General features: G+C 70.6%; 13 protein-coding genes. 9 read left to right on the top strand and 4 right to left on the bottom strand.

From position 1 onward, the window contains the following. Positions 1-30: 30 nt before the first annotated feature. On the top strand, positions 31-726 hold the full coding sequence (locus AC6JA9_RS17680; protein ID WP_223784749.1) for a sigma-70 family RNA polymerase sigma factor: 696 nt from the start codon (positions 31-33) through the stop codon (positions 724-726). Positions 727-943: 217 nt separating this feature from the next. Here AC6JA9_RS17680 and AC6JA9_RS17685 read toward each other — a convergent pair whose 3' ends face one another. From AC6JA9_RS17685 to AC6JA9_RS17695, 3 genes are all read right to left on the bottom strand, one after another. Further along, entirely contained in the window at positions 944-1,741 is a 798-nt protein-coding gene (locus AC6JA9_RS17685) for a phytanoyl-CoA dioxygenase family protein (RefSeq protein ID WP_426746767.1), read from the bottom strand. Between the two features lie 53 nt (positions 1,742-1,794). Further along, positions 1,795-2,190: a VOC family protein gene (locus tag AC6JA9_RS17690; protein WP_426731783.1), complete on the bottom strand. Its 396-nt coding sequence runs from the start codon at positions 2,188-2,190 to the stop codon at positions 1,795-1,797. A gap of 132 nt (positions 2,191-2,322) precedes the next feature. After that, positions 2,323-3,207, bottom strand: coding sequence for a LysR substrate-binding domain-containing protein (locus AC6JA9_RS17695; RefSeq protein WP_497960237.1), 885 nt, complete (start codon positions 3,205-3,207; stop codon positions 2,323-2,325). A gap of 104 nt (positions 3,208-3,311) precedes the next feature. Between AC6JA9_RS17695 and AC6JA9_RS17700 the strand changes: the two genes are divergently transcribed. Genes AC6JA9_RS17700 through AC6JA9_RS17710 form a run of 3 tightly spaced genes read left to right on the top strand, consistent with a single transcriptional unit; the run spans position 3,312 to position 6,745 of the window. Further along, the gene (locus AC6JA9_RS17700) at positions 3,312-4,961 is read left to right on the top strand and encodes an acetolactate synthase large subunit (protein ID WP_497960238.1); all 1,650 of its coding nucleotides are present in this window, start codon (positions 3,312-3,314) and stop codon (positions 4,959-4,961) included. Continuing rightward, positions 4,951-6,399 carry an aldehyde dehydrogenase family protein gene (locus tag AC6JA9_RS17705; protein WP_497960240.1) on the top strand — a complete coding sequence of 483 codons (1,449 nt, stop codon included), beginning with the start codon at positions 4,951-4,953 and terminating at the stop codon, positions 6,397-6,399. The genes AC6JA9_RS17700 and AC6JA9_RS17705 overlap by 11 nt, the downstream gene beginning before the upstream one ends. 31 nt (positions 6,400-6,430) lie before the next feature. After that, on the top strand, positions 6,431-6,745 hold the full coding sequence (locus AC6JA9_RS17710) for a hypothetical protein (RefSeq protein ID WP_497960241.1): 315 nt from the start codon (positions 6,431-6,433) through the stop codon (positions 6,743-6,745). 7 nt (positions 6,746-6,752) lie between these two features. On the opposite strand, the gene AC6JA9_RS17715 is transcribed toward AC6JA9_RS17710, so the two are convergent. After that, positions 6,753-7,979, bottom strand: a complete 1,227-nt coding sequence (locus AC6JA9_RS17715; RefSeq protein ID WP_223750159.1) for an endonuclease/exonuclease/phosphatase family protein — start codon at positions 7,977-7,979, stop codon at positions 6,753-6,755. Positions 7,980-8,244: 265 nt separating this feature from the next. Here AC6JA9_RS17715 and AC6JA9_RS17720 point away from each other — a divergent pair, with 265 nt between their 5' ends. From AC6JA9_RS17720 to AC6JA9_RS17740, 5 genes are all read left to right on the top strand, one after another. Beyond that, positions 8,245-9,474, top strand: coding sequence for a mechanosensitive ion channel family protein (locus AC6JA9_RS17720; RefSeq protein WP_408890743.1), 1,230 nt, complete (start codon positions 8,245-8,247; stop codon positions 9,472-9,474). Between the two features lie 272 nt (positions 9,475-9,746). Further along, positions 9,747-10,949: a M20/M25/M40 family metallo-hydrolase gene (locus AC6JA9_RS17725; protein ID WP_223750157.1), complete on the top strand. Its 1,203-nt coding sequence runs from the start codon at positions 9,747-9,749 to the stop codon at positions 10,947-10,949. Between the two features lie 124 nt (positions 10,950-11,073). Next, positions 11,074-11,913: a vWA domain-containing protein gene (locus AC6JA9_RS17730; RefSeq protein WP_223784743.1), complete on the top strand. Its 840-nt coding sequence runs from the start codon at positions 11,074-11,076 to the stop codon at positions 11,911-11,913. Positions 11,914-11,915: 2 nt separating this feature from the next. After that, on the top strand, positions 11,916-12,668 hold the full coding sequence (locus tag AC6JA9_RS17735; protein ID WP_223784742.1) for a protein phosphatase 2C domain-containing protein: 753 nt from the start codon (positions 11,916-11,918) through the stop codon (positions 12,666-12,668). A gap of 4 nt (positions 12,669-12,672) precedes the next feature. After that, entirely contained in the window at positions 12,673-14,532 is a 1,860-nt protein-coding gene (locus AC6JA9_RS17740) for a protein kinase family protein (protein ID WP_483577700.1), read from the top strand. Positions 14,533-14,541: the final 9 nt, after the last annotated feature.

Consider the following 14,541-nt stretch of genomic DNA (forward strand, 5'->3'; position numbering starts at 1 on the left):
CGAAGATAACCGACGTGGGCGGTCAAGACGATGAGTGGCTCCGAGCATGATGAGGACCTGGCCTTCGCGCGCGCCTGTGCGCGGCAGGACGCCAGCGCCCTGACCGAGTTCGAGTCGCGCTTCATCCCTTCGCTCCGCAAGGCGCTGCTGCACCGGGGGCTGGAAGTCACGGTGGCGGATGAGGCGCTCCAGTTGCTGCGCGTGAAGCTTTTCCTTCCCAGCGGAGAGCGCGCGCCGCGCATCGCCGACTACGAGGGGCAGGGCTCGTTGCTGGCGTGGCTCCGCGTGGCCGCCCTGCGCACCGCGCTCAACCTGATGCGGGAGCGGAAGATTTCGCTCGACCTGGATGACTCCAAGCTCGCGGAGACGAGCGTTCAAGACGTGGACATGGACCGGCGCTTCATCCAGGAGCGCTACCGCGAGGACTTCACGGTGGCGTTCCAGGAGGCGCTCGGCGCGCTGGAGCCCCGGGGGCGGACGCTGCTGCGGCTGCACCTGGTGGAGGGCATGGGCACGGCGCAGATTGCCCGCGCGTACCAGGTGGACCGCTCCACGGTGAAGCGGTGGCTGGCGCAGTTCCGCGAGCGGCTGCGGCAGGACGTGCGCGAGCGGCTCGCGGCCCGGCTGGGCGAGAACTCCGAGGGGCTCACCAGCCTGTTGCGGGTGCTCCAGAGCCAGCTGGACCTGAGCATCCGCTCGGTGATGCGCGACGCGACGCCGTCTTGAGCGCTGGCGCGCCCGGATTCTTGGGGAAAAGCGAGGCGCGAATGCGCCACTTCGCGCCGGGGCGTGTCGAGAGGGTGATGTGCCCCGATACCGCGCTTGCTTCCCCACACCCCCTGCGCGGACCCGGGGACGGCTGACCGCTCCTGGTCGGGAATTCGAGGGGAGCGTGGAGAAGGTCCGCGGGGGGCCTCTCCACGCTCCTTGTTCGAGCGTGCGCTCAGGCCTTCGTCGTCGCGAGCGCCTGTCGGATGGCGACCACCAGGGGGCAGTCGTCCTTCTCCAGGTCGAAGGGCTTGCGAGGGAAGAGGGGAGGCTGCGCCATGAAGCGGGGGCGGGTGCCCCGGTGCGGCTGCGCGGCGTGGGCGATGAACGGATGGCAGAGGTAGACGGTCCCCGCGTCGCCCGTGGCCAGCGCCTCCGGTCGTGACGCCGTCTGCTCCATCCGCTGCGCCAGCTCCATGAACGAAAGGCCCGCATCGCCCATGGGGGCCAGCATCCGCGCGACGTCGTGATGCGAGCCGACACGGAGTCGCGTGGGAGCGTCGCTCTCTCCGACGTCGGAGAACAAGAAGAGCATCAGGAGCGCGCGCCCCTGGGTGGAGACGTTGCTGCGCCACTCGAAGAAGGAGTCGGTGCCGCCCGGTGGAGGGAAGCTGACGTCGACGTGCCAGCCGTCGTCACCGGGGTTCTCGGTGCTGGGGAAGCGGACCGGGAAGGAGCCCAGGCTCATCCTCGGCCACCATCGCTCGAAGCCGACGAGCTGGTCGTACGCGGCCTTCAGCCTCGGGGTGTTCGCGGCCGCGCGGAAGACGTCCTGCGTGTACTCGCCGAGCCGGACCACGGGGCGGGTCCAGCTCGAAGGGTCGTCGGGTGAACAGCCGGTGTCCTTCCAGAGGAGGGCGCGCGCCTCGGCGGCGACCTCCTTCGGGAAGGCGTCATCGAGCCGGACGAAGCCCTGCTCGATGAACTGTTGAAGCTGGGACGCACTCAGGACCGGGGAGGATTCAGGGGGCATGGGGCGCGGGGACGGAGGGTCGCGCTGATCCTGACAGGTCCCGCGTGGGGACGTCAGGGCTGTCCCACGACCTGGAACATCTGGATGAGGTTGCCGCAGGTGTCCTCGAACGTGGCGATGATGGCGGGCCCGAACTGGGTGGGCGCCTTCGTGAACACCACGCCGCGCGCCTTCAGGCGCTCATATTCCTCGTGGATGTTCGTCGACGTGAAGGCCGTGGCGGGGATGCCATCCGCGAAGATGGCCTTCTGGTACGCCGTCGCCGCCGGGTGCCCGTTGGGCTCCAGCAGCAGCTCCGTGCCGTTCGGGTCGTCCGGCGACACCACCGTCAGCCAGCGCGCTCCACCCGCGGGCACGTCCACCTTCGTCACGAAGCCCAGCTTCTCCGTGTAGAACTTCTGGGCCTTGGCCTGGTCGTCGACGAACACGCTATTCATCGAGATGCGCATCGGTTCCTCCAAGAGGGGACAACGTCGTCGACGCGGTCCTCCCGCGTGACGTTCAACCATTTCGTTGAGAATAGCGATGGAGGCGGGACAGTCAACCATCTGGTTGTGAGTGCGGCTCGGGCGTGAAGGGGGTCAGCTTCCGGACTCCCTGGCGCGGGCGCGGACCTCGGCGGCGAACAGCTCGGCGGCGGGGGCTCGGGGCGCACCCTTGCGCCAGAGGAGGGCGGCCAGCTCGGAGCGCGGCGCCGGGGACAGCCGCTTGACGACCAGCCGCTCCACGTCGGCGAGACGTGGCTCGGGCAGCACCGTGACGGCGAGCCCCGCGCGGACGATGGCGAGCACCGTGCCCACGGCGTTGGACTCGAGCGCGATGCGCGGGGACAGCTTCAGCGTGGCGAAGTACGCGTCCACGCGCGAGCGCACCCGCAGGCCCGGGGAGAGCAGGGCGAAGGGCTCGTCCGTGAGCTGCTTCACGCCCACCGTCTCCGCGCCCGCCAGCACATGGCCTCGCGCGACGACGAGCGCGAGCCGGCTGTCGAACACCGGCTCCGTGTCCAGGTCCGGCGCGCGCGCCGGTGCGTAGCCCAGCCCCACGTCCAGCTTTCCGTCCGTCAAGCGCCGCTCCATCCTGCGCACCACCAGCTCCTCCGCGCTGAGCGCGAGGCCGGGGTGCCGGCGCAGGACGGCGGCGAGCGCGGGGACGACCAGGCCTCGCATGCTGGGGGGATAGCCCACGCGCAGCGCGCCCGTGGCCAGGCCTCGCAGCGCGCCCACCGCCATCCGTCCCGCGTCCACGTCCTCCAGCGCGCGCGACGCGTAGCTGCGGAACAGCTCTCCGGCCTGCGTCAGGCGCACGCCCGCGCGGGAGCGCTCGAAGAGGGGCGTCCGCAGCTCCTCCTCCAGCTGGCGGATCTGCTGGGACAGCGTGGGCTGCGAGACGTGGACCCGCCGCGCGGCCCGGCCGAAGTGCAGCGTGTCCGCCACGGCGGTGAAGTAGCGCAGGTGTCGGAGCTCCATGGGGCCATCATAGATGGTGCCTATCGAAGCGATGCGAACAAACGAATGTACGAATCGAGACCGGTCCGTAGAACTTCGGTGTCACCGGAAGGAAGGACCGCGAGATGAAGGCATCGGACCTGTTCGTCAAAGCGCTGGAGGCCGAGGGCGTGCGCTACGTCTTCGGGCTGCCCGGCGAGGAGAATCTGGACCTCTTGGAGTCGATGCGCGGCTCCAGCCTGAAGCTGGTGCTGACCCGCCACGAGCAGGCGGCCGGCTTCATGGCGGCGACGTGGGGGCGGCTGACCGGCAAGGCGGGCGTCACCCTGGCGACGCTGGGGCCGGGCGCCACCAACCTCGTCACGCCCGCCGCGTACGCGCAGCTGGGCGCCATGCCCATGGTGATGCTCACCGGGCAGAAGCCCATCAAGGCGAGCAAGCAGGGCCACTTCCAGATTGTCGACGTGGTGGGGATGATGCGCCCGCTCACCAAGCTGACGCGCACGCTCGTCTCCGCGGAGCACGTCCCGTCCGCCGTGCGCGAGGCCTTCCGCCGCGCGGAGGAGGAGCGCCCCGGCGCCACCCATCTGGAGCTGCCCGAGGACGTCGCGCGCGAGGCCACCGAGGCGCCGTTGCTCGCGCCCAGCGCGTGGCGCAGGCCCGTGGCGGACGAGGGCTCCATCGCGCGGGCGGTGGAGACGATTGCCTCCGCGCGCCGGCCGCTGCTGATGGTGGGCGCGGGCGCGAACCGGAAGCTCACCTCGGAGATGCTGCGCGTCCTGGTGGACCGGGTGGGGATTCCCTTCTCGAGCACGCAGATGGGCAAGGGCGTCGTCGATGAGTCCCACCCGCTGTGGATGGGCACCGCCGCGCTGTCGGACGGAGACTTCGTCCACCGCGCCATCGAGATGTCCGACTGCATCATCAACGTGGGACACGACGTCATCGAGAAGCCGCCGTTCGTGATGCGCGACAGCAGCCGCGCCGTTGTCCACCTGAACTTCTCCTCGGCGGAGGTGGACCCGGTCTACTTCCCGAAGCTGGAGGTGACGGGGGACATCGCCAACGCCGTGTGGCGCATCGCGGAGGGGCTGGGACAGCGTGGGGCGAGCTGGGACTTCGCGCCGTTCGAGAAGGCCCGGGCGGGGCTGGAGGCGCAGCTGGCGCGAGGCGCGGCGGATGACCGCTTCCCCATCTACCCCGCGCGGCTGGTGGCGGAAGTGCGCCGCGCGCTGCCGGATGACGGCATCGTGTGCCTGGACAATGGCATGTACAAGCTGTGGTTCGCCCGGTACTACCGCACGCGGCGGCCCAACACGCTCCTGTTGGACAACGCGCTCGCGACGATGGGGGCGGGGCTGCCCTCCGCGATTGCGGCGAAGCTGGTGCATCCGCGCCGCAAGGTGGTGGCGGTCTGCGGTGACGGTGGGTTCATGATGAACTCGCAGGAGCTGGAGACGGCGGTGCGGCTGGAGCTGGACCTGACGGTGGTCGTCGTGCGTGACGACGGCTACGGGATGATTCGCTGGAAGCAGGGGGAGATGGGCCTGCCGGATTTCGGTATGGCGTTGGGCAACCCCGACTTCGTCCGCTACGCGGAGGCGTACGGCGCCAGGGGGCATCGACCCACGAGCGCGTCGGAGTTCGGCTCCACCCTGTCACGTTGCCTGGAGTCGGGCGGCGTGCATGTCATCGACCTGCCCATCGACTACTCGGACAACACCCGCGCGCTCGGCGTCGGGGAGAAGGAAGGCGAGGTGCTCCATGTTGGCTGAACGCTACCCGTACTACGTGGCCAACCGGCCGCGCTGGCCGAACACGGACCTGCCCGTGGTGGACAAGTACTCGGGCGAGGTGGTGACGCGCGTCGCGCTCTCGGACGCGGCCGCGGTGGAGGAGGCCATCGCCGCCGCGGTGCGCGCGGCGGGGCCGATGCGGCGGCTGCCCGCGCATGCCCGACAGGCGGTGCTGGAGCACTGCGTGCGTCGCTTCCAGGCGCGCGCGGAGGAGCTGGCCTGGGTCCTCTGCATCGAGGCGGGCAAGCCCCTGCGTGACGCGCGCGGCGAGGTGACGCGGCTCATCGAGACCTTCAAGGCCGCCGCCGAGGAGGCGGTGCGCGGGGGCGGCGAGGTGTTGAACCTGGAGGTGTCCGCGCGGGCCGAGGGTTATCGAGGCTTCACGCGTCGGGTGCCGGTGGGGCCCGTGTCGCTCATCACGCCATTCAATTTCCCGCTCAACCTGGTGGCGCACAAGGTCGCCCCCGCGATTGCCGCGGGCTGCCCGTTCATCCTGAAGCCGTCGGACCGCACGCCCGTGAGCGCGATGATTCTGGCGGAGGTGCTCGCGGAGACGGACCTGCCCGAGGGCGCGTTCTCCGTCGTCACGCCGACGCTGAAGGACATCGGTCCGCTCATCGAGGACGAGCGGCTGAAGCTCCTGTCGTTCACGGGCTCGGAGAAGGTGGGCTGGGAGCTCAAGGCGCGCGCGGGGCGCAAGAAGGTGGTGCTGGAGCTGGGCGGCAACGCGGCGTGCGTGGTGGACCGCGAGCCGGGCGCGCCGCTGGAGGCGGTGGCGGACCGCGTGGCGCTCGGGGCGTTCTTCCAGTCGGGGCAGAGCTGCATCTCGGTGCAGCGGGTGCTGGTGCATGCGTCGCACTACGACGCATTCAAGGCGCTCATCGTCGCGCGGGCGCGGGCGCTGCGCTCGGGGAACCCTCGGGACGAGGCGACGACGCTGGGGCCGATGATCGACGAGCCGGCGGCGAAGCGGCTCGAGGGGTGGATCCAGGACGCGGTGGAGCGGGGCGCCCGGGTGCTGACGGGCGGTGGACGCAAGGGGGCGCTGCTGGAGGCCACGGTGCTGGAGGGTGTGCCCGAGGACGCGCCGCTGAGCGCGGAGGAGGCGTTCGGTCCGGTGGTGCTCTTGCAGCCCTTCACGTCCTTCACGGAGGCGATGGCCCAGGTCAACGCGGGGCGGTACGGGCTCCAGGCAGGGCTCTTCACCAACGACCTCTCACGGGCGATGCACGCCTGGGACGAGCTGGAGGTGGGCGGCGTGGTGGTGGGGGACGTGCCGAGCTTCCGCGTGGACACCATGCCCTACGGCGGCGTGAAGGGCTCCGGCCTGGGGCGCGAGGGCGTGAAGTACGCCATCGAGGACATGACCGAGCTGCGGTTGCTGGTGCTGCGCCAGCGCGCGCCCCAGGAGGATTGAGGCGCGGCGCGAGCGTGGCCAAGATGCCCGGATGGACCAGGACGAGCGCGACTTCATCGAGCGCATCAAGAAGGAGGATCCCTCCCGGGGGCTCCGCGTGCGCGTGAGCGACTCGGAGGAGTACCGAATCACGGCGCTCGGCCGCGGCGAGATGGGCTTCTACCAGCAGAACGACAGGGCCCTGCTGTTCGAGTTCAGCGCCGGCTTCGGCTTCATCGTCAAGAAGTCCATCCGGCGCTGGGACGACGGCAAGAAGGTCACCGACGCGGAGCGCGAGGTCATCGTCCAGCGCATCGCCGACTACCTGAAGGCCGGCGGTGCGCAGTACGTCAAGGTCATCGAGTGACCCCGCGTCAGCGGATGATGGCGTAACCGGCGTGCGCGTGGTCGCTCACGCCGTCCGTCTTCACCTGCGCGGCGTTGTGCGTGTCCAGCCCGCCCGACACCCAGACCTGGTCGAAGTTGTCGCCGTTGGCCTTCTTGCCGCCGACCACGCGGTGCAGCCCCGCGCCCTCGAGCGCCTTGCCCACGTTCTCGGTCGAGTCGTTGAAGTCACCCATCACCACCAGCTCGCGCGCCGGCGGCCCCTTGGCCTCCGCGCGCGCCACCTCCGCGAGGAACTGGAGCTGCTTCTCACGCAGCCCCGCGCCTTCCTTCCCCGCGGCCAGGTGCACGTTGATGATGCTCTTCTCCTGGCCATCCGGCCCCACCACGCGCGTCACCAGCGCCGTGCGCGGCTCGGAGGGACTGTTCTTCCTGAGCGCCTCGTTGCGCTCCCCCAGCGCCTTGCGCTCGGACTCCGTCAGCTTGCCGTCGCCCAGCGCCGCCAGGTCCTCCTTCGACGACACCGCGGGCCCTCCGGACTCCGCCGCCGGCAGCGTCACCGTGTACGCGTCCACCACCTTGTCCGGCGCCCCCACGTAGATGGCGTTGCCGTACGTCGCGTCCGCGCCCGTGTCGCCCTTGATGCTCCTGTCGTCCCCGGAGAACGACTCGCCCGTCACCAGCGTCCCCTCGGGCGTCTGGTACAGCGTCGTCCCATCCGCGCCCTGGCGGATCGCCGTGGCCGGCGCGTCCTCGTGCAGCCCCACCGTGGGCACCGTGCCCGACTTGAACGCCTCGAACGCCGGGTTCAGGTGCCGCGCGATGTCCAACGCCGTGTTCGCGTTCCCGCTGCGGTCCACGCCGATGTCCACCTCCTGGAACCCGGCGATGGTCGCGCCCGTCTCGCGGATGAGCTCCGCCTGCTCCTCCCGGTTCTTCGCCGTGCGGTACTCGGAGCCCGCGCCGTTGGCCAGGTTCAGCGTCAGCACCCCCGTGCCGTTCTGGATGTCCGGCAGCTCGTCCGCGTGCACCGGCTTCGAGTAGCCGCTCGGCCCCTCGTTCGCTCCCCCAGACAAGTCCGGCCGCGTGGGGCTGGGGCCCGGTGACGGAGACGGCGTGAAGGAGTCCTTCGCCTGCGCCGAGCCCGACGCCGCGCCCGCGCCATCCTTGGGCCGCGCCTCGTTGGCCGTGGAGGGGGCGGGCGGCTGCTGAACGACGCTCCGGGCCCAACGGCCCGCGACATTCCAGATGCTCATCACCATCTCCTGCGCTCAGGAAGCACACGGCCCGGGCCGTGGTTCCGCGTGGACAGCGTGGGGCCCGAGTCTCCCTCAACCCGGTCATCCCGGAAAGCCGCGCCGGGTCCAGGGGAACCTCCCTCCAAAAAAGGTCCTGGACCATCCCCGCTCGTACCGTTAGTAGGTTTGACCTCAAACATTAAGCCCGGGAGCACGGAGTCCACGCGAGAGGGAGGCGCGGGACCGGGGCTCGCCGTGCGCCCCGACTCGAAAGGTCCCAGACATGGTGCGTTCCATCCCCTTGCCCTGGCTCTCCGCCGCGACTCCCGAAGCACCCGTGGCGAGCACCCCGCCGCCTCCGTTGCCCGTCCCGGTGCCCGAGGGCAGCGCGTGGGGCCTGGAGCTGTGGCAGTGGGCGGGGCTGGCGGTGCTGTTCGTGGGGGCGTGGCTGTTGGGGCGGGCCCTCGAGTGGCTGGTGCTCAGGTTGGTGGACCGGGCCACCGCCATGACGAAGTCGGGCTGGGATGACCAGCTGGCGACGTCCGCGCGAGGCCCCACGCGCTACGTGCTGTTCGCGGTGTTGGTGGCCTCGGGGCTGTGGGCGCTGAAGCTGCCGCCGGTGGCGAAGCACGGCGTGGAGCTGGTGACGCGCTCGGTGGGCCTGGTGGCGGTGGCGTGGTTCCTCTTGCGCTTCGTGAAGCTCGCCGCGGGCTTCGTCGAGCAGACGGTGGTGCGCGAGGAGAAGGGCGGCAACGTGGGCCGGGCCCGCGGCCTGCGCACGCAGCTGGCGGTGCTGCGGCGGGTCGTCGAGGTCGCCGTGGTGCTCATCGGCGCGTCGCTGATGCTGCTGCAGTTCGAGGCGGTGCGGAACGTGGGCGTGTCGCTGCTCGCCTCGGCGGGCATCGCCGGCCTGTTCATCGGCCTGGCGGCGCAGAAGTCCATCTCCACGCTGCTGGCCGGCATCCAGCTGTCCATCACCCAGCCCATCCGCATCGGCGACACCGTCATCGTGGAGAACGAGTGGGGGTGGGTGGAGGAGATCACCCTCACGTACGTGGTGGTGAAGGTGTGGGATTTGCGCCGGCTGGTGATTCCCATGGGCCACTTCCTGGAGAAGCCCTTCCAGAACTGGAGCAAGGTGTCTCCGGACATCATGGGCACCGCGGAGTTCTACGTGGACTTCCGCACGGACGTGCCCGCGGTCCGCGCCGAGCTGCGGCGCATCCTGGAGCAGGAGTCCAACGGGCTGTGGGACGGCAAGGTGGGCGGGCTGCAGGTGACGGACATGTCCGAGCGCACCATGAAGCTGCGCGCCCTGGTGAGCGCGGCGGACTCCGGCAAGGCGTTCGACCTGCGGTGCCTGGTGCGCGAGCGGCTGATGGCCTTCCTGCGCGAGCAGCCCTACGGCCTGCCCATGGTCCGCACCGAGGCCTGCCTCACCGAGCACGAGCCGTCCTCCCACAACGGCGCCCGGCCGGGCACGAATGTGGTGGCCGTGCTCCCCAGCGAGTGACTGGCCCGCACTCCACGGCCGTGCAGGTGGGGCCGTGGAGGCGCAACGCCCATACGGAGCGTCCATGTTGAATGGTGAATAGTTCACCCTGCGTCTCCGGGGTGGGGTAGGTTGTCCGCAATCGCGGATTAAGCGGAAAGTGCGGTTCCGTCTCCCGAGGGCGCGCGCGGCAGCAGTGCGCGCGCCATGTGGAGTCCACACGCGGAGGCCGTGCGATGCGGCTGGCCGCGGTGATCCGCGACGCACCACCCACCCAGCAAGGAGCGCTGCCCATGAAGCGGTTGATTCCGTTTGCCCTGATGTTGCTGAGCCCTACCGCGTCGTTCGCGGGGGCCGAGGACCGGGAGCTGTGGATTTCGTTGGGCGCCGACGCCATGGAGCCCGTGGCGGAGGCGTTCGCGAAGGAAGGCTGGAAGCTGCCGCCGCCGTCGCTGACGAAGAAGGAGGTGTCGGTGATTGCGGTGCGCGAGTCGCAGCTGGAGCGCATCGCGCATGTCATGCACGAGAAGTTCAACCGGTGTGCGGGCTTCGTCACGTTCGAGACCCGGGACGAGGCGGAGAAGTCGCTGGTGCCCGAGCCGCTGGCGGCCACGCAGGAGCTGGTGACGTACACCATCGACAACGCCACCGCCGTCAACTGCATGATTGGCCGGCTGACCGAGCCCGGCGTGCGCTCCACCATCACCACGCTGTCGGGGTACACCACGCGCTACTACACGCACACGACGGGCGTGAACGCGGCGAACGCGCTGCGCACCCTCTGGGCGAACATCGCCGCGTCGCGCAGCGACATCACCGCGTCGCTGTTCACCCACGCGGCGTGGGCGCAGCCCTCCGTGGTCCTCACCATCCCTGGCTCCACGCTGGCCAGCGAGGTGGTGGTGGTGGGCGGCCACCTGGACTCCATCTCCTCGGGCTCCACGGCGCCTGGCGCGGATGACAACGCCTCCGGCATCGCGTCCTTCACGGAGGTCATCCGCGCCGCGGTGTCCTGCAACTACCGTCCGCTGCGCACGGTGAAGTTCATCGGCTACGCGGCCGAAGAGGTCGGCCTGCGCGGCTCGAAGGAGATCGCTGCCTGGCACAAGAACAACGGCATCAACGTGGTGGGCGTGCTCCAACTGGACATGACCAACTACAAGCGCGCCGGCAACACCCATGACGTGGGCGTGGTCACGGACTACACCAACGCCGCGCAGAACACGTTCCTGCGCAACATCATCACCACCTACGGCGGTGGCATCGTCCAGCGCGACACCACGTGTGGCTACGCGTGCTCGGACCACGCGTCGTGGACGAACCAGGGCTTCGCCGCCTCCATCCCGCACGAGTCCACGGTCAGCTCGGGCAACCCCTACATCCACACGGTCAACGACACGATTGCCCAGTCGGGTAACAACGCCAACCACGCCCTGAAGTTCTCGCGCATCGCCGCGGGCTTCGTGGGTGAGCTGGCCAAGGGCGTGACGAACTAGGCCGTCCGTCCTCCGCCGCGCCGGCTGTCCCGGGGCGCGGCGGAGGGCGTCGAATCGTCGTCCCCGTCGGCAGGGGGCACTGTAGGCTCGCGCGCGCAGCTTGGACCGCGCAGTGCGAGGACCCATGGCCTACTCGTCGGAGATCAGCCGCACCCAGCCCGCTTGCATCCTGCTGCTCATCGACCAGTCGGGGTCGATGGACGACCCCTTCGGGGGGCAGGGCGGCACGCGCAAGAAGGCCGAGGGTGTGGCGGACGTCACCAACCGCCTGTTGCAGAACCTGGTGGTGCGGTGCGCCCGCGAGGAGGGCATCCGGGACTACTTCCACCTGGGCGTGCTCGGGTATGGCGAGAAGGTCGCCCCGGCCTTCTCCGGCGCGCTCGCGGGGCGGGGGCTGGTGCCCATCAGCGAGGTGGGGCATGCGCCCGCGAGGCTGGAAGAGCGCACGCGCGAGCGCGAGGACGGGATGGGGGGCCTGGTGCGCGAGAAGGTCCGCTTCCCCATCTGGGTCGAGCCGCACGCGCACGGCCCCACGCCCATGTGCGAGGTGCTCCTCCGGGCCCGCGAGCTGGTGACGACCTGGAGGCGCGAGCACCCGGAGAGCTTCCCGCCCATCGTGGTGAACATCTCCGACGGCGAGCCCACGGACGGCGACCCGACGGAGGCCGCGGCGGCGCTCCGCTCGGTGCAGGGCGCGGACGGCGCGGTGCTGCTGCTCAACGTGCACCTGTCCTCGAACCCGGCCGTGCCCATCCAGTTCCCCGACTCGGAGACGAACCTGCCGGACGCGCACGCGCGCAGGCTCTTCGCGCTCTCCAGCCCGCTCACCCAGGGCATGCTCGCCGCGGCCAGGGACGAGGGCCACGCGGTGCGCGAGGGCGCGCGCGGCTTCGTCTTCAACGCGGACATCCTCTCGCTCATCAAGTTCCTGAACATCGGGACGCGGCCGAGCAACCTGCGTTGAGCATGCGAATCGGGCTCGAGGTGATGGGCGTCCAGAAGGACGGCAACGCGCCCTCGGAGAACGAGGACGCCGCGGCGCCCGAGCACGCCTGTGTCATCGAAGAGGACACGCTGCACGTGGCCGTCGCGGACGGGGCGACGGAGAGCCTCTTCTCCGGTCTGTGGGCGCGGCTGCTCGCGCGTGAGTACGCCCAGGGCCCGCTGCGGGCGCCCCCGGACCTGCTCCAGGCGTTGCCGGGACTGCAGCGTCGCTGGCTCGCGGAGGTCGAGGGGCGGGAGCTGCCCTGGTACGCCCAGGAGAAGCTCCGCGAGGGGGCCTTCGCCACGCTGCTGGGCGTGAGCCTCGTGGGGACGCCGGCGCGAGGGGACGGCGTCGTGGGCACGTGGTCCGCGCTGGCGGTGGGGGACTCGTGTCTGTTCCAGGTGCGCGACGAGCAGCTGGTGCGGAGCTTCCCCCTGGAGCTCGCGTCGTCGTTCGGCTCGCGTCCCTTCCTGGTGTCCACGCACGGCGCGCAGAACGCACGCGTCGTCGAGCAGGCGCGCGGGGCGACGGGCGAGGTGCGCGCGGGTGACATGCTGCTCCTGATGACGGATGCGCTGGCCCACTGGTTCCTGGGGGAGCATGAGCGGGGAGCGCGGCCCTGGCTGGCGTTGCCCGCCCGGGCTTCATTCGAGTCGTTCGTGGCGGGCCTGCGCGCGGCGCGGAGCATCCGCAATGACGACACCACGCTGATGCGCCTGTCGGTGGGGGCGTGACGTCATGTCCCTGCCTTCCGACAGCGACTATCAAGCCGCCCTCCAGCATCCGGGACAGGCCTTCTCCGACGCTCGGCTGAAGGCGGGCGTCGTCGAGCAGGGGACGGGGGCGATGGCGGGGCTGCCCCGGCCTCGCGCGGGCAACTTCGCCACCACGTACAAGGTGACCTGCGGCGACCAGGTCTACGCCGTGCGCTGCTTCACGCGCCCGTATCCCCGGGACCAGGAGTCGCGCTACCTCGAGATCCGGCGGCATCTGGAGCAGCGCTGGCTGCCATCGTCCGTGGGGGTCTGGTTCCAGCCTCGTGGCATCCACGTCCGTGGCCGTTGGCTGCCCATCGTCACGATGGAGTGGGTGCAGGGCGAGTCCCTGGAGCGCTACGTCGGCCGACACCTGCATGAGCCGCTGACGTTGTTCAGGCTCGCCGCGGAGTGGCTGGGGCTGCTGTCGGCCCTGCGTGACGCCGGCATCGCGCACGGCGATTTGCAGCACGGCAATGTGCTCGTCACGGAGCGGGGGCTGCGGCTCATCGATTACGACGGCATGTGCGTACCCGCGCTGGTCGGGCGCACGGGCCACGAGACGGGTCACCCGAACTACCAGCACCCCGGCCGCGACGCGGCGTTCTTCGACCTGCGGCTGGACCACTTCTCGGGCTGGGTGGTGTGGCTGTCGCTCGTGGCGCTCGCGCACGAGCCGTCGCTCTGGGAGCGCTTCCAGGGCGGGGATGACTGTCTGCTGTTGCGCCGCAGGGACTTCGTCGAGCCGGAGCGCTCCCCGCTGCTCCAGGCGCTGCGGACCTCGCCCCACGCGCGGGTGCGCGAGTACGTGGCCCCCATGTTGTCGCGACTGCTGGCGATGCGCGCCGACGCGGTGCCCGAGGTGTCGCTGGACGTGTCGCCGCCCAGGGCGGGCGAGGCGTCGCCGACGATGGCCTGGCTGCGCGAGCTGTCGCGGTTCCTTCCCCTCGACAAGCCCGTGGTGCGGGAGTTCTCCCGCGAGGGCTCGCTGGAGCGCGGCATGGTCGGCGGGCTGCTGGTCACCGCGGCGCTGGGCCTGGTGCCCGCCGTGGTGTTCTCGCCGTGGTGGCTGCTGGGCGCGGGGTTCGTCGGGAGCGTGGGGGCGGTGCGCAGTCGAGCGCTGTACCTGCGCGACGCACTGGCGCGCGAGCGCCTCGCGTGGGAACGCCAGCGGACCGAGGCGGCCACGGCGCGAGTCCGGTTGGAGGAGCAGCTGCGTCGGCTGACCCAGTCCCGTCCCGCCGTCCTGCGCGAGTCCCAGGCCGCGCGCTCCCCATTGCTCACGGAGCAGGACGCCCTGCACGCGTGGATGGAGGACGTGCGTCGACGCAACCTCGACGTGGACAGCTCCGAGCTGGAGCGCATCGAGGGACGGCGGGCGCAGGTGGAGCGCGAGGAGCTCAACGCTCGCAAGGACCTGGAGGTCGAACGTCGACGCTGGGAGGACGACGCGGAGCTTCAACAATCGCTCTCAGCCCGCGCGCGCGACGAGGCGCTGCTGCGTTTCAAGCAGCGCCTGGCTGCGCTCGAGGCCCGGTTCGACGAGCGCCGCGCCGCGCTGGAGGCGGAGGAGGACACCGCGGCGGCCCAGGCTCGGACCTCTGGCGTCCTCTCCAGGGCCTTCCGTGAGGCCATGTCCCGGGCCGCCGCGCTCATCGAGCTGCTGCGGACGCAGGTGAGTCCGCTCACCGAGGTGGACCGCGCGCTCGCTCAGACGCGACATGACCTCGTCGTCGAGGGCTCGCGTGAGCTCGTCGCCGAATGTGCGCTCGCCGCTTACGGCTCCAGCCAGTTCTCCCATTTCCTCGGCTGGCTCTTTCAGGAGACTCCCGACAAACCGTGAAAAGTTGTA

The sequence above is a fragment of the Myxococcus sp. MH1 genome (genome assembly GCF_059738865.1).

Excerpts from the sequence above, each read along its gene's own strand:
- AC6JA9_RS17680 (WP_223784749.1), top strand. The coding sequence starts at position 31 with ATGAGTGGCTCCGAGCATGATGAGGACCTGGCCTTCGCGCGCGCCTGT.
- AC6JA9_RS17685 (WP_426746767.1), bottom strand. The coding sequence starts at position 1,741 with ATGCCCCCTGAATCCTCCCCGGTCCTGAGTGCGTCCCAGCTTCAACAG.
- AC6JA9_RS17690 (WP_426731783.1), bottom strand. The coding sequence starts at position 2,190 with ATGCGCATCTCGATGAATAGCGTGTTCGTCGACGACCAGGCCAAGGCC.
- AC6JA9_RS17695 (WP_497960237.1), bottom strand. The coding sequence starts at position 3,207 with ATGGAGCTCCGACACCTGCGCTACTTCACCGCCGTGGCGGACACGCTG.
- AC6JA9_RS17700 (WP_497960238.1), top strand. The coding sequence starts at position 3,312 with ATGAAGGCATCGGACCTGTTCGTCAAAGCGCTGGAGGCCGAGGGCGTG.
- AC6JA9_RS17705 (WP_497960240.1), top strand. The coding sequence starts at position 4,951 with ATGTTGGCTGAACGCTACCCGTACTACGTGGCCAACCGGCCGCGCTGG.
- AC6JA9_RS17710 (WP_497960241.1), top strand. The coding sequence starts at position 6,431 with ATGGACCAGGACGAGCGCGACTTCATCGAGCGCATCAAGAAGGAGGAT.
- AC6JA9_RS17715 (WP_223750159.1), bottom strand. The coding sequence starts at position 7,979 with ATGAGCATCTGGAATGTCGCGGGCCGTTGGGCCCGGAGCGTCGTTCAG.
- AC6JA9_RS17720 (WP_408890743.1), top strand. The coding sequence starts at position 8,245 with ATGGTGCGTTCCATCCCCTTGCCCTGGCTCTCCGCCGCGACTCCCGAA.
- AC6JA9_RS17725 (WP_223750157.1), top strand. The coding sequence starts at position 9,747 with ATGAAGCGGTTGATTCCGTTTGCCCTGATGTTGCTGAGCCCTACCGCG.
- AC6JA9_RS17730 (WP_223784743.1), top strand. The coding sequence starts at position 11,074 with ATGGCCTACTCGTCGGAGATCAGCCGCACCCAGCCCGCTTGCATCCTG.
- AC6JA9_RS17735 (WP_223784742.1), top strand. The coding sequence starts at position 11,916 with ATGCGAATCGGGCTCGAGGTGATGGGCGTCCAGAAGGACGGCAACGCG.
- AC6JA9_RS17740 (WP_483577700.1), top strand. The coding sequence starts at position 12,673 with ATGTCCCTGCCTTCCGACAGCGACTATCAAGCCGCCCTCCAGCATCCG.